15 protein-coding genes are annotated in these 19,927 nt (G+C 50.5%); 3 read left to right on the plus strand and 12 right to left on the minus strand.

The genetic code is table 11. The features are described 5' to 3' along the window. The first annotated feature begins 10 nt into the window (after positions 1-10). Complete coding sequence (locus tag L6468_RS01860; protein WP_091814709.1) at positions 11-628, plus strand: GNAT family N-acetyltransferase; 618 nt, start codon at positions 11-13, stop codon at positions 626-628. Positions 629-635: 7 nt separating this feature from the next. Then, positions 636-1,838 carry an argininosuccinate synthase gene (locus L6468_RS01865; RefSeq protein ID WP_237794623.1) on the plus strand — a complete coding sequence of 401 codons (1,203 nt, stop codon included), beginning with the start codon at positions 636-638 and terminating at the stop codon, positions 1,836-1,838. A gap of 87 nt (positions 1,839-1,925) precedes the next feature. On the opposite strand, the gene pyk is transcribed toward L6468_RS01865, so the two are convergent. Beyond that, positions 1,926-3,371, minus strand: coding sequence for a pyruvate kinase (pyk, locus tag L6468_RS01870; protein WP_237794625.1), 1,446 nt, complete (start codon positions 3,369-3,371; stop codon positions 1,926-1,928). 140 nt (positions 3,372-3,511) lie between these two features. Between pyk and argC the strand changes: the two genes are divergently transcribed. After that, positions 3,512-4,483, plus strand: a complete 972-nt coding sequence (gene argC / locus L6468_RS01875; RefSeq protein WP_091851010.1) for an N-acetyl-gamma-glutamyl-phosphate reductase — start codon at positions 3,512-3,514, stop codon at positions 4,481-4,483. Positions 4,484-4,622: 139 nt separating this feature from the next. Here argC and L6468_RS01880 read toward each other — a convergent pair whose 3' ends face one another. The 11 genes from L6468_RS01880 to L6468_RS01930 all read right to left on the minus strand — a co-directional run bounded on the left by L6468_RS01880 (position 4,623) and on the right by L6468_RS01930 (position 19,911). Beyond that, complete coding sequence (locus L6468_RS01880) at positions 4,623-6,686, minus strand: protein-disulfide reductase DsbD family protein (protein WP_237794627.1); 2,064 nt, start codon at positions 6,684-6,686, stop codon at positions 4,623-4,625. A gap of 38 nt (positions 6,687-6,724) precedes the next feature. After that, positions 6,725-10,129, minus strand: coding sequence for a COG1361 family protein (locus tag L6468_RS01885; protein ID WP_237794629.1), 3,405 nt, complete (start codon positions 10,127-10,129; stop codon positions 6,725-6,727). Between the two features lie 54 nt (positions 10,130-10,183). Further along, complete coding sequence (locus tag L6468_RS01890; protein ID WP_237794631.1) at positions 10,184-10,834, minus strand: hypothetical protein; 651 nt, start codon at positions 10,832-10,834, stop codon at positions 10,184-10,186. A gap of 18 nt (positions 10,835-10,852) precedes the next feature. After that, positions 10,853-11,635: an Omp28 family outer membrane lipoprotein gene (locus tag L6468_RS01895; RefSeq protein ID WP_237794633.1), complete on the minus strand. Its 783-nt coding sequence runs from the start codon at positions 11,633-11,635 to the stop codon at positions 10,853-10,855. A gap of 6 nt (positions 11,636-11,641) precedes the next feature. Beyond that, positions 11,642-13,234 carry a DUF6029 family protein gene (locus L6468_RS01900; protein WP_091850994.1) on the minus strand — a complete coding sequence of 531 codons (1,593 nt, stop codon included), beginning with the start codon at positions 13,232-13,234 and terminating at the stop codon, positions 11,642-11,644. 7 nt (positions 13,235-13,241) lie between these two features. Beyond that, the gene (locus L6468_RS01905; RefSeq protein WP_237794635.1) at positions 13,242-13,727 is read right to left on the minus strand and encodes a TlpA family protein disulfide reductase; all 486 of its coding nucleotides are present in this window, start codon (positions 13,725-13,727) and stop codon (positions 13,242-13,244) included. Positions 13,728-13,877: 150 nt separating this feature from the next. Then, positions 13,878-14,183 (minus strand): 30S ribosomal protein S10, encoded by a 306-nt coding sequence (rpsJ, locus tag L6468_RS01910; RefSeq protein WP_091814681.1) that lies wholly within the window; start codon positions 14,181-14,183, stop codon positions 13,878-13,880. A gap of 137 nt (positions 14,184-14,320) precedes the next feature. Beyond that, positions 14,321-16,447 (minus strand): elongation factor G, encoded by a 2,127-nt coding sequence (gene fusA, locus L6468_RS01915; protein ID WP_237794643.1) that lies wholly within the window; start codon positions 16,445-16,447, stop codon positions 14,321-14,323. Between the two features lie 34 nt (positions 16,448-16,481). Then, the gene (gene rpsG / locus L6468_RS01920; protein WP_091814789.1) at positions 16,482-16,958 is read right to left on the minus strand and encodes a 30S ribosomal protein S7; all 477 of its coding nucleotides are present in this window, start codon (positions 16,956-16,958) and stop codon (positions 16,482-16,484) included. Positions 16,959-17,112: 154 nt separating this feature from the next. After that, positions 17,113-17,493 carry a 30S ribosomal protein S12 gene (rpsL, locus tag L6468_RS01925; RefSeq protein ID WP_013063973.1) on the minus strand — a complete coding sequence of 127 codons (381 nt, stop codon included), beginning with the start codon at positions 17,491-17,493 and terminating at the stop codon, positions 17,113-17,115. 195 nt (positions 17,494-17,688) lie between these two features. Then, positions 17,689-19,911 carry a beta-glucosidase gene (locus L6468_RS01930; protein WP_237794650.1) on the minus strand — a complete coding sequence of 741 codons (2,223 nt, stop codon included), beginning with the start codon at positions 19,909-19,911 and terminating at the stop codon, positions 17,689-17,691. Positions 19,912-19,927: the final 16 nt, after the last annotated feature.

Below are 19,927 nucleotides of genomic sequence, written 5' to 3' on the forward strand. Positions count from 1 at the left end.
TAAATAAGAAATGGAAAAAGAAGAAATTGAAGTACTTGTAGCCCGTCCTGAGCACGAGATCTATGTAGACACCATCCTCGACACCATCGCCGAGGCAGCTAAGGTACGCGGCACAGGTATTGCCAAGCGCACTCACGAATATGTAGCAAAGAAGATGGCCGAGGCCAAGGCCGTTATCGCCCTGACAAAAGACGGTCGCTTTGCTGGATTCAGTTATATCGAGACATGGGAGAACCAACAATACGTGACCACCTCGGGTCTTATCGTACATCCCGATTTCCGCGGTCTCCACATCGCCAAGCGCATCAAGGACCTCACCTTCACGCTGGCCCGCACCCGTTGGCCCCACGCCAAGATTTTCTCGCTGACCAGCGGTGCCGCCGTGATGAAGATGAACACCGCCCTGGGCTACCAGCCTGTGACTTTCGGCGACCTGACCGACGACGAGGCCTTCTGGAAAGGTTGCGAGGGCTGTGTGAACTATCCCGTGCTGAAAGAGCGCAACCGCAAGTTCTGTATCTGCACCGCCATGCTGTTCGACCCCACAGAACACCTGCCGTGCAAACTCAGTGAGGACGTACTCTCACGTATCAGGCATTTACAGGAATTAGAAGAACAATCAAGATAAAAGAAGTATGAGCAAGAAGAAAGTCGTAGTAGCATTCAGCGGAGGTCTCGACACCTCCTACACCGTGATGAAACTGGCCCAGGACGGGTACGAAGTATATGCAGCCTGCGCCAATACCGGCGGTTTCAGTGCTGAACAGTTGAAGAAGAATGAAGAGAACGCCTACAAACTGGGCGCCGTGCAATACGTGACCCTCGACGTCACACAGGAGTATTACGCCAAGTCACTGAAATACATGATTTTCGGTAACGTGCTGCGTAACAACTGTTACCCCATCTCCGTTTCCAGCGAGCGTATCTTCCAGGCTATCGCCATCGCCCGCTATGCCAATGAGATTGGTGCCGATGCCATTGCGCACGGTTCTACCGGTGCCGGCAACGACCAGATCCGTTTCGACATGACCTTCCTCGTGATGGCTCCCGGCGTGGAGATTATCACCCTGACACGCGACAAGAAGCTCACGCGTAAGGAAGAGGTCGACTTCCTCAATGAGCATGGATTCTTTGCCGACTTCACCAAACTGAAGTATTCTTACAACGTAGGTATCTGGGGCACCTCTATCTGCGGTGGCGAACTGCTCGACCCCACTCAGGGCCTTCCCGAGGATGCCTACCTGAAGCATGTCACGGCCAAGGAACAGGAAGCCCTGCTGAAGATTACCTTCGACAAGGGTGAGATCGTGGCTGTCAACGGCGAGCAGTTCGACGATAAGATCAAGGCTATCCAGAAGATTGAGGAGATCGGTGCCAGCTACGCCATCGGCCGTGATGCCAACGTGGGCGATACCATCATCGGTATCAAGGGCCGCGTAGGTTTCGAGGCTGCCGCTCCTAAGCTCATCATTGAGGCCCACCGCCTGCTGGAGAAGTCAACCCTCTCTAAGTGGCAGCAGTACTGGAAGGACCAGGTGGCCAACTGGTACGGCATGTTCCTCCACGAGAGTCAGTACCTGGAGCCCGTGATGCCTGATATCGAGGCGATGCTCACCTCTTCTCAGCGCAATGTCACCGGTACCGCCATCCTGAAGCTCCGTCCCTTCGGTTTCGAGACCGTAGGCATCGATTCTGCCAACGACCTGACGAAGTCTAAACTCGGCGAGTATGGTGAGACCCAGACTGGTTGGACTGCCGACGAGGCCAAGGGCTTCATCAAGGTCAGCTCTACGCCACTCCGCGTGTACTACGGTATCCACAAGGACGAGAAGAGATAATCCGACACAAAGAGTTCATAATACTACAACGGGGGTGCATCTGGTGATGCATCCCCGTTGATTTGTTATCTCATGTATGTCCCGTACTTATTCCTCTGCCTTGGGCAGGTGGAAACGGTACTTGTTGCAGAACAGTTCCTTCACTGTATTGATCTCCAGGAACTTCGTACCGCCGCACTCACGCACGTTACCACTCAGGTAGGCAATCTTGTCATCGTCTTCCACATAACCCTTCTGGCGCAACATACGTACTGCGGCCATAAACAATGTCTCGCTGTCGATATGACCCTTCTGATAGACGGGAATCACACCGTAGCTCAGCGCCAGCAGACGCTGCAGCTTGTCGTTGTAACAGATAGCCAGCACAGGGTTAGGACCACGGAAAGCTGCCAGCGAACGGGCAGTAAGACCTGTCAGTGAGTCGGTGATAATACCCTTTACACCCAGTTTCTCTGTAGCCTCGATAGCACTGTGCGACATAAACTCATGGATGTCACAGTTGGCCGACAGCGGGATCTCGATATCGTTCTCGCGCAACTTGTCACGCTCGGCCTGCTCGGCAATCTGCGCCATCGTCGTCACAGCCTCCACCGGATACTTACCCGTAGCTGTCTCGCCCGAGAGCATCAGCGCGTCCGTACGGTAATAGATGGCGTTGGCGATATCAGTCACCTCGGCACGCGTAGGACGGGGATTCTGAATCATGGAGTGCAACATCTGGGTAGCCACGATAACAGGCTTCTTGGCCTGCACACACTTACGGATGATGCGGCGCTGAATACCGGGGATGCGCTCTATGGGCACCTCAATACCAAGGTCACCACGGGCAACCATGATACCATACGATGCTGCAATGATCTCATCGATATTGTCGACACCCTCCTGATTCTCTATCTTCGAAATAATCTTGATATCTGAGTTGTTGGCATCGAGGATATCCTGCACGGCCTTCACGTCGGCAGCCGAGCGCACAAACGAGTGGGCAATAAACTCGATATCCAGCTCTATGGCCAGCATGATGTTCTTACGGTCCTTCTCGGTGAGCGCAGGCAGGTCTATGTGCACACCGGGCACGTTCACGCTCTTCTTGGACCCCAGGACACCGTCATTCTGCACCTGGGCCACCACCTGTGGACCACTGATGCCAATCACCTGCATGTCGATGGCACCGTCGTCAAAGAGGATATGACAGCCTTCATGCACATCAGCCGCGAAATTGGCGTAGGTCACGTTGATGATGTCGTGCGTCGTGTTCATCTCGGGACGTCCGAAAATCTTCACCACGTCGCCCGTCTTGTACTGAATCGGTTCGTCACAGGCGGTCGTTCTCACCTCAGGACCCTTCGTATCTATCAGGATGCCAATGTGATGGCTCACTTCCCGCACATTCTTCACAATCTGGCGGATACCCTCCTCTGAAGCGTGTGCAGTGTTCATGCGCACCACGTTCATACCGGCGTTGAAAAGCGCGCGTATAAACTCCGGGTCACATCTTCTGTCACTAATTGAGGCAACGATTTTTGTCTGTTTCATAGCTAATACCTTTGAATTTGGTACAAAGGTACAAAAAATCCTCGGAAAACAGGCACAAAGTTTGCCACTTTGTAGATTTATTAGTATCTTTGCGTCTCAAACGAACATAAAAACAACAATTTTTAGCACCTAGAACAGCAATGGAAAGAATAAAGATTGGAATACTGGGAGCTGCAGGCTACACTGGTGGTGAACTCATCCGTGTGCTGCTCAACCATCCCCAGGCAGAGATCGTCTTTGCCAATTCTGAGAGCAACGCAGGCAACCCCGTGAGCGGCGTCCATGAGGGACTCGTAGGCGAGACCGACCTGAAGTTCACCGACCAGATGCCTTTCGACCAGGTCGACGTGGTCTTCTTCTGCTTCGGCCACGGCAAGAGCGAGGCCTTCCTCAAGGAGCACACCATCCCCGCCAACGTGAAGATTATCGATCTGGCACAGGACTTCCGCATCGCCGGCACGCACGACTACATTTACGGACTGCCTGAGACCCATCGCGATACCATCAGCAAGGCCCAGCACCTGGCTAACCCCGGCTGCTTTGCCACCTGTATCCAACTGGCCATGCTGCCTGCCCTGAAGGCTGGCATTATCAGCGGCGATATCCATGTCAACGGTATCACCGGCAGCACCGGTGCTGGACAGAAGCCCGGGGCCACCACCCATTTCTCTTGGCGCAACGATAACTGTTCGGTTTACAAGACCTTCACCCACCAGCACCTGCTGGAGATCAACCAGACGGTGCAGGAACTGGCTCCCGGCTACGACGGTCGTGTGCTGTTCATCCCCCAGCGTGGCTGCTTTGCGCGCGGCATCTTCGTTACCGCCTATGCGAAGTGCGACAAGTCCCTGGAAGAGGTGCAGCAGATTTATGCCGACTACTACAAGGATGCCGCCTTCACCCATTTCGTCACTAAGAGTCCCGACCTCAAGCAGGTGGTCAACACCAACAAGGCCGTGGTCTATGTAGAGAAGTACGAGGATCAGCTCCTCATGATTTCCTGCATTGACAACCTCCTGAAGGGCGCCGTTGGTCAGGCCGTGCAGAATATGAACATCATGTTCGGCATCGACGAGACCGCAGGTCTCCGACTCAAAGCCAGCGCATTCTAAACGCACATATACATAAAATCATAGGGGTGAACAATTCGTTCACCCCTTTATCATTTTATTTAGGCGTTCAGTTACATCAAATGGAAAACGGCAAGAATTATAAAGTTCTTGCCGTTGGTTGAATATGCAATTCTGGTCGTTATTTCGTGAGTTCGCGGTAGCGCTCCAGACCGCCATTGAGGAAGTCCAGGTAGGCGGGGATGTCCTCGTCGTAGGCACGACTGCCACTGAGGGGGCTGGCAGTGACGGGATCGAGGATGACGTAGTAGGGCTGGGCGTTGGCACCGAACTTATGGCTCTGCAGATAGCTCCACTTGGCACCCACGGTTCGTAGGGTCTTGGTATTGCCCTGTTCATCGGTAACCTCCAGGGGTTCTGCCAGTGGTGTCTTGTCGTCCACGAAGAGTGAGATGAGTACGTAGTCGCGGGTGAGACGGTCGGCTACGCGCTGGTCGGTCCATACGGCAGCCTCCATCTTGCGACAGTTGACGCAGCCGAAGCCGGTGAAGTCGATGAAGACTGGCTTGCCCTGAGCGCGGGCAGCAGCCATACCGGCTTCATAGTCGGTGAACTGTGCTTCAACGGTCTTGGTATTGAGGTTGAAGTCCTGTGTGTTCATTGGTGGGGCAAAGGCACTGACGGCCTTACAGGGGGCGCCCCACAAACCGGGTACCATGTAGACGGCGAAAGCCAGTGATACAAGTCCGCCCATGATACACAGCACGGGCATGGGTTTGCGGATGTCGCCGCCAACCTCGTCTTCCTGGAATTTCAGCCAGCCACAGAGGTAGGCTCCGAGCAGGGCAAAGATAACAATCCAGAGTGAGAGGAATACCTCGCGGTCGAGGATATGCCAGCCGTAGGCCAAATCAGCCACGGAGAGGAATTTCAAGGCAAAGGCCAGTTCGACGAAACCAAGGACAACCTTCAGGGTGGTCATCCATGAGCCCGACTTCGGTGCCTGCTTCAGCCACGTGGGGAAGAGGGCGAAGAGGGTGAAGGGCAGTGCCAGGGCGAAGGCGAAGCCAAACATGCCAAGGGCAGGGGCCAGCCAGTTGCCACTGGTGGTTGTCTCGACGAGCAGCAGACCGATGATGGGGGCTGTGCAAGAGAATGACACGAGCACCAGGGTGAAGGCCATGAGGAAGATAGACAGCAGACCGCTGGTCTCCGAGGCTTTTGTATCCACTTTATCGGTCCATGAGCCTGGCAGTTTGATTTCGAACCAGCCGAAGAACGACAGGGCGAAGACTACCAGTAAGAGGAATAGGAAGATGTTAAACACGGCATTGGTGGACATGGCGTTGAGGGTGTCGCTGCCAAAGAAGGCGGTGACGAGCAGTCCCAGACCGAGGTAGATCACGATGATGCTGAGTCCATAGGTGATAGCATCGCGGATACCTTTTTTCTTGTCGCTTTTGGCGCGCTTCAGGAAAAAACTTACCGTCATTGGGATGATAGGCCAGATGCAGGGCATCAGTACGGCCAACAGACCGCCTACGAAACCCATCAGGAGAATATAGAGCAGGGAGTGGTCGGTCAGACTGTCACCGGCTCCCATCGCCTTCATCTCGTCGATGACGGGTGCCCAGAGGGCATCCTCAGGGGAAGATGGCACAGTAACCATTGAAGAATCTGCTGCCACTGTGTCGGCTACCGCTACGGTATCGGCAACGATAGCTTCTTCGGCTTTCACTTCATCTTCAGCCTTTTTCTCCACTTCGGCCTTGCCCTTCTCTGGGGCTGCGGCAGGACTTTTACCCTGCTGCTTGAATTCTACCTGGGTGGGGGGCATGCACATCTCGTCATTGCAGGCGCCATACTCCAGATAGCAGTCGATGGTGTAGGTGGGCTTGGTGAAGCGTACCTTCTGCACAAAGGTGGCCTTGTGCTCGAAGAAGCGCAGCTCCATATCAAACATCTTGTCGAACTGCTTGGTTTCCTTGCCGCGCGTCTGCAACTTGCCCACGGGTTCTGCACCGTCCATCTTCACGATGTTGAATGTAGCCGATACAGGTCCGCCGTCGCCAAGGTTGGTGGAATACACATGCCATCCCTCATCGATGATGGCGGTGAAAAGAATCTCTGCCTCATTGCCCTGAAGGGTCTTCAGTTGTGAGGTGAAGTGTACAGGCTCCATCATCTGGGCCTGTACACTTGTAGAGAGGATAACAGCCAAAAGGCTGATAATGAATCTATGCATATATTTTTTATTTAATAATAAGGCTAGCTCTGCTTGGGCTACTTGATCACCGTCTTGCGACCGTTGGTGATGTAGAGGCCTTTGGTAGGCTGACTGATGCGACGACCCATGAGGTCGTAGATAGAAGTGCGCTCGTTGTTGTTGCGTTCTACGATACTGATACCAGTAGAGGTATCAACAGCAGTCTTGTTGGCGTTGGCCACAGTGCCCGTCATGTTGTCAATCAACAGAACCACAACCTTCAGTTTGGTGACATCCTTTACGAAGGATGCGCCATTGGTGTTGATAATGTCCTTTATGCTGAAGGCGTAGTTCACCTTGACTGGCGTATCGGCAGTAGCGTTGTCGATGGTAGTGTTGGCGCCACCCTTCAACTCTGAGGTAAGCACGGCAACATCATTATATACCAGACCATAGACGGTGCTTTCGCCATTGGCAAACTGATCCATATAGAGGGGATTGCCCTGTGAACCACCAGCGAAGTAGTTTGACTGGCCCCATGCAGGATCTGTGAGACCATCAGCGGTGAGGATATATTCTACGGTATAGCTTTCATCTGTAATCAGGTCGTAGGGGAATGTGACATCAGTCGTGACATTGATGGTGCCATTGGCATCGAGTGCGGCAGCAAGTGTGATGTCGGCCTGTCCAAACTGTTTATTGTTCTCGGCAAGGTCAGCAGCAATGCCAAAATCAGTATTTGAGAGACCATAATAAGCATCGAGCTCAACGTTGCGGTCCATCCAAGAATCGGGGAATCCGGCAACCTTTGAGGGGAAGTAGGAAGAGGGCATAATCTCCATGTCATCGCTATTGTGATAGCTTACCAGTACATACTCATCGGGATAGAGCTCTGCCAGTTTCTCAAGACCTACGTAGCCACGTGGGCACCAGCCACACCATGTACCAGTGTATTCTTCGAGCAGGGTACGCTTCTTAGGCAGGGTTTTCATGACAGCGAGAGGAATCTCTGTGACGTTGACCTCTTCATTGTCTTTCCCGTTCACCTTGGTAGCCTTAACCTTTAGACTGTAGTTGCCAGCGTCCGCAATAGCGGGAATCTCGAGCTTTACAGTAGTTGAAGCGCCGAAACGGTTATTCAGACTTACATTGAACTGCTTGTCGTCAGAAAGACCAGCCACCTCGTAGGCTACATTAACAGATGTGGCACCGTTACCACCATAGTTCACAATGGTGACAGGCAGTGTGAATGCTTCACCAGCCTTAACATACTGACTCTCGCTGTCGGCAATAACCACAGCGTCGCTCTTGACGGTGCTGCCGACGATGTCGACTGTGAGCAGAGAGCTGCCGCCCAGACCTTCAGAGACATCGAGCCACTTCAGGAATCCGTCGGAGGTATGCATATAGAAACCACCCTGTGCAGGTTTGTCGCAGATAGCGACAGGCTGTGCGTTGGCTTCAGACTCCGCGTTGTTGATAGTCAGGGAGTAACCGGCATAAACACCACCCTCGGGGATGAGGTAAGGCTTTTCGAGTTCAACGGTAATGTATCCGGCCTGAGTAGGCGTTACGTTCTTTACAACGATATCGGCGGCGTTCTTGCCGTTCTCAACACGCAGTTGTGAGGTGAGGAATACATTGATGTCTGAAACACCCTCAGTCTCCTGCAAGGGGAAAGTGATGCTCTTGATATAGTTGCCCACCATGGCAGCACTCTCAATCTTGACGGCTACATCGTAGGTCTCAGGCTTGGAATTGTTCGTTACGGTAGCGATATTCTCGCCGCTATCTTTGAAATAACCGAAAGTGATGGTCTTATCGGTGGCGTTGATAGTTGGCTCAGGATAAGCGGGTGTTGCTGCGGCAGGCTGAACCTCTGAACCAAAACCATAGGCGTCGACCCATGCGATCTCTGACTTGTGCTCCTCGTTGCCACCACGATAGATAGCCTGTACACCAAAGGCCTCAGGACCAATCACGTGATAGTAGAAACTACTATTGGCACCTGTGCAGTAAACATCCCATCCGTCAGAATAGCCATAGGGGAACTCGGTCATGGTTTCTTCTACCTGATTAGAGTAGTCCAGATAAGAGGTTGTCAACTGCTTCTCTTCGCCATTCACCTTAATCCATAGAGCGTATGATAATTTGTCGGCGCGGATATAGTTGCCGTTAACATCCTCACAATTAATATTGAAGTCAATAGATCCCCAGCCATAGCCCAAGGCGAAGTCTTCCCATCCGTCCTCGTTGAGCACGTTGATAACGGGTTTTACAGGGGTAGCGGCAACCTCGGTGAAGGGAATTAACTGAGCCTTGTCGAAGACGTACTGGTAATTGACGGCAGCCTTTCCAGAATTAAGCAGGAAGGTGGTGCTGTTGGTCAGTGTCTTTGCATTGGCATCATAGGTGAACTCAATGTCGGTTTTTGCAAGAGAGTAGGTCGTGACATAATCTTCATACCAGTCGTCATATTCCAGCTTGCCTACGGCAGAAACCAGGTATTGGTGGTATCCTGCTTTTTCGTCGGCACCTACATACTGGGCATTCTTGAAGATGACCTTATCGCCCTGAATAGTGCCCTTGATCCAGGTGTCTGGCAGGTTCTGGTCTATGCCCTGCACGTAAACATCGTCGCCATTGAAACCTACCTGCACGAGAGAACCGGCATAACCTTCGGCCTGCAGTGAGTAGGTCTCGGTTGTGAGACCGGCTGGAGCTTCAACCAGGGGATCTGAGATAGGCGCGATGTTGATGTTGAAGTCGGCATAGCCAGTCCATGAATAGTCATCGTCATAGATCATACCGATGACTTCTGCACCACTATTCAGACTGCCACTTGTAGAGATCTTGCCTGTTGAAGCATCGTACTTAAGTGTCAGCGTCTGGTTGGCTGCGGGAACATAGGTGCCCTGTTCGGCATCCAAGGTCATTTTGGCTACACAGAATCCATAGCCATAATCTGAGAAGCCTGCCTGCTGGGGCAACTGGATGGTAATGGTAGAACCATTGATGGTGCCCTCTGTCCATGTGCCTAATCCGGCTTGTGATACCAAGTCCTTAAAATATACCTTGTTGTTATCTGCAAATACTACGCTGGCTACAGCGCCAGTTACGTCGGCCATTCCGAGGCCAAACATCGTGGCATAGTACGAGGTGCAGTTGCGGGCATAAATTTTCAATTCGCCTGCGGGCTGTTCTGTGATGATGTCAGCACGACGGCTTGCACGACGTGAAACGGTCTGTTTGCCATTCAGCTTCTGATGGATGGATGACATAGTGCGCATGCCTTCCTGGCGGGATAGGTCGGTCTGGCGCTGCAGAGTCTTTGCTGACTGATTTTTACGAGATGATTTCTGCATCTCGGTAAGTGTTTCCTGAACTTTCTTAGGCAGACGGACGTCTTTTTTCGTCTGCGCGAAACTACTGGCAAATGCGAATACTGTTGCCAGCATGAGGAGTAATACTTTTTGCCTCATAATTTTTTGTTTTTGTTAATAATAAATGATTAGAGATTGATCTCTTTAGCTAGTTTACTTTTTGATCTTAACGCATGTCATAGTGCCATCGGCATAGATGGTCTTTGTGAGGTAAACACCAGAGGCAGGCTGCTTGATTTTTTTGCCTGTCAGGTCGTAATAAACTACCGAACTGATGGTCTTGCTGGTCTTGCCTGCCTTGATTCCCGTGGTGCCATATGTGAACTTAAGGGTGATAGTAGGACCTTCCTGGTCTTTCATCCATTTCTTGGTAATCGCATTCTGTTTATAGGTAACCAGGGTGTAGGCTACTGTGCAGGAACCTTCTCCTTTGGGCAACCATTCTGTAGCCATGCTTTGTAGGGCACCGGCAGCCAACGCGCCGTTTTGTGTGGTGTAATTGCCTGCTGAGGGTGCCTGCATGCAATTCAGGGGGAAACACGACTGGAAGGAACCGTTGCTCATTGCCTGTATGGTGAATGTACCGGCACACTGCACCTCGGCATTGCTGTCGTTCTTGACAAAGATGCCAGAGGGCATCAGCACGTCTCCAAAGCCGTCATCTTCTGCTTCAGTAATGTTCAGGGTTGTTCCGTTAGTAATGACGTTACCGTCTTTGTCGGCAAACTGAAGTGGAAATTCGTTTTGTGCCTGAAGGGCGAGGGCAGCGAATAGCCCAAAGCATAACGTAAATAATTTTTTCATAAGTGTTTGTTTTAATACCTATTGTTTCTCTATTGTCGTCTTGATAGCTTGCAGAACACCACTGTCGTTATAGACAAAGGCTACAACACTGAGGTTGGATGTATTCCATGTATCATCAATAGTCTGCTGGTAATCCTGTGTCAGGGTCTCGCCTTCGCTGGGGGCGCATTCTTCACCCCATGTGCCATTGATGGCTGCACGCAGCACATGGTTGTGAACGTATGTCTTATTGACTGATCCATCGGGCATCTTCTGCAGGGCCGTAATGTCATCTTCCAGGAGCCATACCTGCACATTGCCGCTGATACCGGCCCTAAGGGCTGTCTCTTTGACGGTCACATGCACTTGATGCTCTTGAAGTGTGGCGGTGAGTTCCATTTCAAGGGGTGACTCTTTCTCCAACTCTTCCTTGACTCCTTTGGTCCAGTCGGTATAGTTCACTGCTCCGTGGCGGTTGATAAGGCCTACTGGCTGATACTCTAGCTCCCAGTGATTGTAATATGTGTCTCCAAGGTCGGTCGCAAGCCCGATGTTTACACTGTTGCCCTTGAAGCCCAATGGACCTCCGTGTATGCCTACGGCTATGACGTTATCGGGATAAGCTTCTTGTAATTGTTCGATGACCTCTGAGCCTTTGGGGCAGTTGACGCATTGCTGACCTGTAAAGTCTTCCAGCAGCACCACGCGTTTAGCGGGTTGCATGGGTACGTGTATCAGTCGCTCGTCATCGGCGATATGGTCGCACGCTACGAACATTATCAGTGATGCAATCAGATATAATGGAAGTATATATTTCTTCATGATGCCTTAGAAATTATAGTTGTATGACAGTGTGAAACCCTTGGTGGCAGGCACGTAGCGGCACACACCTCCAGAACAGTTGTAGCCAGCACGGGTTCGACCGTAACCTGCCTGAATGCGATGGCTTCCGATATTATAGGTCACAAGGCCCTGATAGTAGTGGGTATCGGTGACGCCACAGTTCCACATGTCGCTGACCGTAATCATCCAGTGGGGTGCGAGTGATAGCTCTGCCAGAGCAAATGCCCAGTCACGCTCATCCTGTTTGGTGGTGAGGTACTGCAGTTCGGTGCGTAGCTTGGTGCTGTGGGCTATCTGGAACATGGCATCGGCCACAAAGATGTCAGAATGTATCATGCCTCCCTCTCCTTCAATAACGGTTTTGTTGTAGCGCTGGTTCATGTACATCATGTTGAGCTTCACGTCACGTGTCAGTCGACGGGTGACTTGTACGTTCAAATCCTGGTAGTAGGTGTCTTCACCCCATTTCAGCCAGGCATGCTGTATAGCGCGGACGTAAGAGTAGTTCAGTTTCACATTCATTCCATATTTACCACCGAGGGTAGTCTTACGTTTGAAGTTATAGCCCACTTCTGCCTGATAGGCCCACTCACCATCGGCCAACTGGGTGGCATAGGGGTAGAGAGCGGCAAGGGCATAGGTGTGATCGAGTGTGAAGGCGGGTAGGTGGTTGATAAATGATGATGTGCCCAACATGCTTCGCTTGCTGCGGAACGACATGTTTTCTGAGCGCTTGGCCTGTACCAGAATGCTGAGACCGTTCTCGGAATAGGAGCCTGAGAGCATGGCTACGTGTCCCGGGTCATAGGTGTAGTCATTATCGAATGAGGGGTCTTGTGTCTTTTGGGCATATTCTGCAAGGATACCCCAGGGGCCGCGGTTCAGGGTGGTGCGAACGTCCCATGCGTTGACATACTTGGGGAGGTTCAGACGATGGGTGGGGTCTACGAAAATATCCTCGTCCTTTTCATATTTGTTTACCCATGAGGCACCGAGACTCAGACGGGTGTCGTGTTGCTGTAACTTTGATATCCATTCGTCAAGGGCTACCTCTGCGTCAGCACCTGATACCAGTCCGCCATCCCACTTCCAATAGTGACGTTGCTTGCCTGAGAGGAATTTCAGAACAACACCCTTGAGGGGTTTTGCCTGTAGACGGGCACCCAACAGTGAATTGTCGATGCCTAGTGACCGCTCTTCGTAAGTGCGGAGGATAAAGCCTGATCCGAACTGCTCATAGAAGGTGCCTAAGGTGAACTCGTTATTCCCCAACTTGCCTTTCACCCACAGGTTTGGGATTCCCCAGCCTTTGAAATCGTTCTCAAAGCCTGGCAGTGGGTGCTCAAGATATTCCAGACGGGCCCCAGCATCTACATGCTTACTCTGCATCTGCAGGTCAACATAGGTGTTGGTAAGGAGGTCACCTGTTTTCTTTGCACCAATCTTTTCGTCGTCCTGTGGCAGAAGTACGTCACTTTGTATGCTACCAGAAAGTGTGATGCCTTTTTGCTCCTCTTGCGCACCAATATGTAGAATAGATATTGTTAAACTGAAAACTATCAATAGTGTTCTCTTCATGTTACGCTTATTTTATGAGTTCGCGTACTTTTTCAATGAGTTCTTCTTCGGCACCATCGGTATAGCCGTTATGCTTGTAGACTATATTCCCTTTCCCATCGCAGATTAGTACAAAGGGGATTGTCTGAATGCCTAATGCACGCTTGAAGTCGCTGTTGGGGTCAAGTAATACATCGTATTCCCAACTATGGTTATTGACTAGGGGTTTAACTTTGTTCATATTCTGAGCCTGGTCTATACTAACGGCAAAGATCTTTACACCCGTCTCTTCTTTCCATTCGTCGTAGACTTCGGCGATGGCATCCAACTCACGATTGCAGGGCTTACACCAAGTGGCAAAGAAATCAATGATGAACGGCTTGCCGTCATTCTTCAAAGTGTCAGTGTTAACTGTTTTCCCGTCAATGGTCTTCAAGGTTACAGTTGGTAATTCTGCTTTTGCTCCTATCGTAAATATCCCCGAAAACATAAAAAATAGCAAAAATTTCTTCATTTTTTCAATAAATATACTGTTAATCCTTACAATTCTGCTGCAAAGGTAGTAAAAAAAGTAATAAAATGAAATAAAACTTACTTTTTTTGCACAAAAAAACGGTATATCCTTACGAATATACCGTTTGTATGGTAGATAAAACCAAGGGTATTACACCTTAATCTCAACCTCAACACCGCTGGGGAGCTCAAGCTTCATCAGGGCGTCAACAGTCTTTGCTGTTGAGCTGTAGATGTCAATCAGACGCTTGTAGTCTGACAACTGGAACTGCTCACGGCTCTTCTTGTTTACGAAGGTAGAGCGGTTAACGGTGAAGATACGCTTGTGAGTGGGGAGGGGGATAGGACCGCTGATAACAGCACCTGTAGCCTTTACTGCCTTCACAATCTTCTCGGCTGATTTGTCTACGAGCTTGTGGTCGTAGCTCTTCAGCTTGATACGAATTTTCTGACTCATGTCTTAAATTAAAAATTAAATATTAAAAATTAAATTTTTGAACTGCCACTAAAGAGTCATTTGCTCAGCGACAGCATTTATTGTAAGTGAAGAGCGGAAGCAAATTATTCACTTTTCACTCTTCACTTTTCCTTTCTTTATACGAGGTCTGCACGGCCCTTAACCTCCTCGAGCACTGCCTTAGCGATAGCGCTTGACAGAGGAGCGTGGTGATCGTACTCCATAGAACTGGTGGCACGACCTGAGGTGATGGTACGCAGAGCGGTTACATAACCGAACATCTCTGACAGGGGAACCATAGCCTTAACGACACGGGCACCTGAACGAGCCTCTTCCATACCTTCTACCTGACCACGACGCTTGTTGAGGTCACCGATAACGTCACCCATGTTCTCCTCAGGTGTTACCACCTCGAGCTTCATGATAGGCTCCATCAGAACGGGCTTAGCCTTAGCGCAAGCCTCCTTGTAAGCCATCTGGGCAGCGATTTCGAATGAGAGCTGGTCAGAGTCAACGGGGTGGAAACCACCATCGACAACAACTACCTTCAGTGAGTCAACAGGATAGCCGCCGAGGATACCATTCTTCATAGCTGTCTCGAAGCCCTTTTGGATTGAGGGGATGAACTCCTTAGGAATGTTACCACCCTTAACCTCGTTGACAAACTGCAAGCCAGGATTGTTCTTCAAGTCGTAATCCTCATCAACGGGACCAACCTTAACGAGCATCTTAGCGTACTTACCGCGACCACCAGACTGCTTCTTGTAAACCTCTTCGATTTCAACCTCCTTGGTGATAGCTTCCTTGTAGTTAACCTGGGGCTTACCCTGGTTACACTCAACCTTGAACTCACGCTTCAGACGGTCGATAATGATGTCGAGGTGGAGCTCACCCATACCTGAGATAATGGTCTGACCACTCTGCTCGTCGGTACGTACGGTGAATGTGGGGTCTTCCTCAGCCAACTTAGCAAGACCGTTGTCCAGCTTAGCGATGTCGGCCTGTGACTTAGGCTCAACGGCGATAGAGATCACAGTGTCAGGGAAGGTCATTGACTCCAGCACGATGGGCTTCTCCTCGTCGCAGAGGGTGTCACCAGTGCGGATATCCTTGAAACCTACACCTGCGCCGATGTCACCTGCGTCGATAGAGTCCATAGGAATTTCCTTGTTAGAGTTCATCTGGAACAGACGGCTGATACGCTCCTTCTTACCTGAACGGGGGTTGTAAACGTAAGAACCGGCCTTCACGCTACCAGAGTAAACGCGGAAGAATACCAAACGACCCATGTATGGATCGGTAGCAATCTTAAATGCAAGAGCTGAAGTTGCTTCGTCCTCGCTAGGCTTACGACTTTCCTCTTCGTCAGTGTTGGGGTTTGTACCAACCACAGCCTCTGTATCCAGAGGTGAGGGCAGGAATGAGCAGACAGCGTCGAGCAGGGGCTGTACACCCTTGTTCTTGTATGAAGAACCGCAGAGCATAGGAGTACACTCCATAGCGATAGTACCCTTGCGGATAGCTGCGATAATCTCGGCTTCAGAGATTGAGTCGGGATCGTCGAAGAACTTCTCCATCAAAGCCTCGTCGTACTCGGCTGCAGCCTCGAGGAGCTTCATGCGCCACTCGTCGCACTCGTCCTTCAGGTCAGCGGGAATCTCCTCAACATCGTACTCAGCACCCATGGTCTCATCGTGCCACAGGATAGCCTTCATCTTGATGAGGTCTACCAGACCCTTGAAGTTCTCCTCTGCACCGATGGGCACCTGAAGAACAACGGGGTTGGCACCCAGGATGTCCTTCATCTGCTGCACAGTTTCGAAGAAGTCAGCACCAGAACGGTCCATCTTGTTCACATAACCGATACGGGGTACGTTGTACTTGTCGGCCTGACGCCAAACGGTCTCTGACTGAGGCTGTACACCATCAGCAGCAGAATAAGTAGCAACTGCACCATCGAGTACACGGAGTGAACGCTCTACCTCAGCGGTGAAGTCCACGTGTCCCGGAGTATCAATCAGGTTGATCTTGTAATTGTTGTTGTTCCACTTCCAGTTACAGGTGGTAGCAGCAGAGGTGATAGTGATACCGCGCTCCTGCTCCTGTGCCATCCAGTCCATGGTAGCAGCACCATCGTGCACCTCACCAATCTTGTGGGTCTTACCTGTGTAGAACAGGATACGCTCAGAAGTGGTGGTCTTACCAGCATCGATGTGAGCCATGATACCGATGTTACGGGTCAAATGCAAATCTTGTTTTGCCATCTTTTCCTTTTCCTTTTAATCTTTTTACCTAAAATTAGAAGCGGAAGTGTGCGAATGCACGGTTAGCCTCGGCCATACGGTGCATATCCTCCTTACGCTTGAATGCGCCACCCTGGTTGTTGAAGGCGTCCATAATCTCAGCAGCCAGCTTGTCGGCCATAGATTTGCCACTGCGCTTGCGAGCAAAGGCAATCATATTCTTCATAGAGATACTTTCCTTACGGTCGGGACGAATCTCAGTAGGAACCTGGAAAGTAGCACCACCGATACGGCGGCTCTTTACTTCTACCTGAGGAGTGATGTTGTCCAGAGCCTGCTTCCAAATCTCCAGGGGAGCCTTCTCTGCATCCTTCATCTTGTCTTTTACAATCTCCAGAGAGTTGTAGAAAATCTCATATGACTTCGACTTCTTACCGTCGAACATCAGATGATTCACGAACTTTGACACCTTAGTGTCGTTGAAGACGGGATCCGGCAGGATCACACGCTTCTTTGGTTTTGCTTTTCTCATTGTTTTGTTTGAATGATTTTGTCTGCTAGGGCTGTTCTTTGTCTGTTCTTCAACGTCCACACTCGGACATTTACTCAACCTTGTGTAAGATTCACCAGCAAAACGGTTTTCTTTTTCTTTTCTTTGATTCGGCTACTTAACCATCACCGGTTAATTACTTCTTAGCCTTTGGACGCTTAGCACCGTACTTAGAACGACGCTGTGTGCGGTTTGCTACACCGGCGGTATCCAGAGTACCGCGAACGATGTGATAACGTACACCGGGAAGGTCCTTTACACGACCGCCACGAACCAGCACGATGCTGTGCTCCTGCAAGTTGTGTCCCTCTCCGGGAATGTAACTGTTGACTTCCTTCTGGTTAGTCAAACGAACACGGGCTACCTTACGCATAGCCGAATTAGGCTTCTTAGGAGTGGTCGTGTAGACACGTACACACACACCGCGACGCTGAGGACAGTTGTCCAGCGCGGGTGACTTAGACTTGTCTACGATCACCTTTCTGCCTTTGCGAACCAATTGTGAAATTGTAGGCATAATTTAATTTTTTAATTTTGTTGTTTATTATATATATTATTGTATAAATTTTCGCATACTATCATATCTCCACACTTCTGCGGAGACATTTCGGGCTGCAAAGGTACGCAATTTTCCGCAATCTACCTAATCTATATGGCTAGGAGGTTGCGGAAAAAGAGTATAATTAACAAAATATAACGTTAGTAACGTTTTTTAAAAGCCGATTTTGCTTTTTATTTCATTACTTGACGCACCGATGTAGGCCATGAACTTTGTTGGCTCATATTTCCAGTTGTGGGTTTGCTCGTCCCATGTCATGAGGTCTTTTTCTGTAATTCGGAAGGTGGCTGTCTTGGTCTCGCCCGGCTTCAACGACAGTTTGGTAAAGTTCTTCAGTTCCTTGATTGGACGGGTTGCTGCGACCTTGGCCTGACCCACGTAGAGTTGTACGGTCTCTTTTCCTTCGCGTGTTCCCGTATTGGTCACGTCGATAGTCAGCTTCCATCCCTCAGCATCTTTTGTAATGGCGGGTTTACTGTATTTGAAAGTGGTGTAACTCAGTCCAAAACCAAAGGGGAAGAGAGGCTTGGTCTTATTCTTTTCAAAACCGCGATAGCCTACAAAGATGTCTTCCTTGTAATATACCTGACGTCGAGCCATTTCACCAGCACTGTTCTTTGGCGTCTCAACACCTGTAATGCCGGGGTAGGCTTCCTGACCATATTTTACGTAAGGGTAATCCTCGTAGTTCTTTGCGAAAGTAACAGGAAGCTTGCCACTGGGATTCACCTTTCCGGTAAGCACGTTGGCTAATGCTGTGCCCGACTCGCTGCCTAAGTACCAGCAATGTAGGAGGCCCTCCACCTTGTTGAGCCAAGGCATATGATAGGGGTTGCCGCCAAAGTTCGCCACGATCATTGGAGCATCGAATTCGGCCAAAGCAGAGATGAGTTCGTTCTGACCGAATGAAAGGTCATATGACTCGCGATCGCCATTCTCGCAATCCTGTTTGTGGTTCTTGTTGAGTCCTCCTATATATATAATAAGGTCGGCATTCTTGGCTTTCTCCAGTGCTTCCTGCTTCAGTGCCTCCTGTTTGGCTGGGTCAACCTTGTCCTCGTGGTCATACATCGCACGGCCGGAGGCGTAGCCTGTGGCGTAGTCAATTGACAATTGAGAATTGATAATTGACAATTGGGTGCGTAGGGCTTCTAGTGGCGAGATATCCCGGAGTGTTTTCAGTTCCGATGAGCCACCGCCTTGGGTTAAAGAGCGTGTGGCATTCTCGCCAACAACAAGTATCTTCTTGTATTTGCTGAGCTCAAGGGGTAGCAATGACGACTCATTCTTCAGCAAAACAATACCTTCTTCGGCAATCTGTCGGCACACATCGTAATGTGCTTCACTACACTGGTTGCCAATCACCTTGTTGGGATTCATGGCTGTGCGGAAGATGGTGCGCAACACGCGGGCGGCTTTCTCGTCGAGCACAGACATAGGTACCTTGCCATCGTTGACCAACTCTCTAAAGGGTTTTGCCAAGTAGTAGTCGTCATAGCCAAATGCGCTTTCACGCAGTTTGCCGTCTGTGTAAGTGCCCATCTCGATATCCAGTCCACCGTAGATAGCCTGCATGGTATTGGTGGTACCGCCCCAGTCGCTGACCAGTGCGCCGTCCCAGTTCCAGTCTTTTTTCAGAATGCCGTTAATCAGTTTGTCGTTATGACAGCAGTGGTCACCTTCCCACAGGTTGTAGGAGCCCATAATGGTCCATACATGTGCTCTCTCTACAGCCTGTTTAAACGGATACAGGTAGATCTCGTGGAGGGCACGCTCAGACACGTTGACGTTGACAGAGAAACGGTCAATCTCCTGGTCGTTCAGTACGAAATGTTTCAGACAGCAGGCGATGCCGTTCTTCTGGGCAGCCTTGATGTAGGGCACTACTATCTCACCAGCCAGGTAGGGGTCTTCACCCATATACTCAAAGGCGCGTCCGTTCATCGGCGTGCGCTGGATGTTGACACCGGGCCCCAGCATAATATCCTTGCCTCGGAAAGCAAACTCCTCACTGACAGCATTGCCGTAGGCGTTGGAAAGGTCACGGTTCCACGTGGCTGCCAGGCAGGTGAGAGAAGGGAAGGCCACTATATAGTCGTTGGTCCATTTCGCTGGACTCCAGGTGTTCCATTCCAATTCTTCGCGTACCCCATGGGGGCCGTCGTCCATATTCAGTTGTCGGATGCCTAAGCGGGGTACGCCAGCGCTGGTAAACTTGCTCTGTGCGTGGAGAATTTTAATCTTCTCCTCAGTGGTCATACGTTTCAGTGCATCCTTTACGCGCTCCTCAATAGGTGCCTGTGGGTTGAGGTACGTCTGTGCTTTGACAGCAGAGGAAATCAGTGCTAATGAAGCAAGGATTAAAAACTTTTTCATTTCTTTGTTTTGGATC

This window comes from Prevotella communis (assembly GCF_022024115.1).
Lineage (GTDB): Bacteria > Bacteroidota > Bacteroidia > Bacteroidales > Bacteroidaceae > Prevotella > Prevotella communis.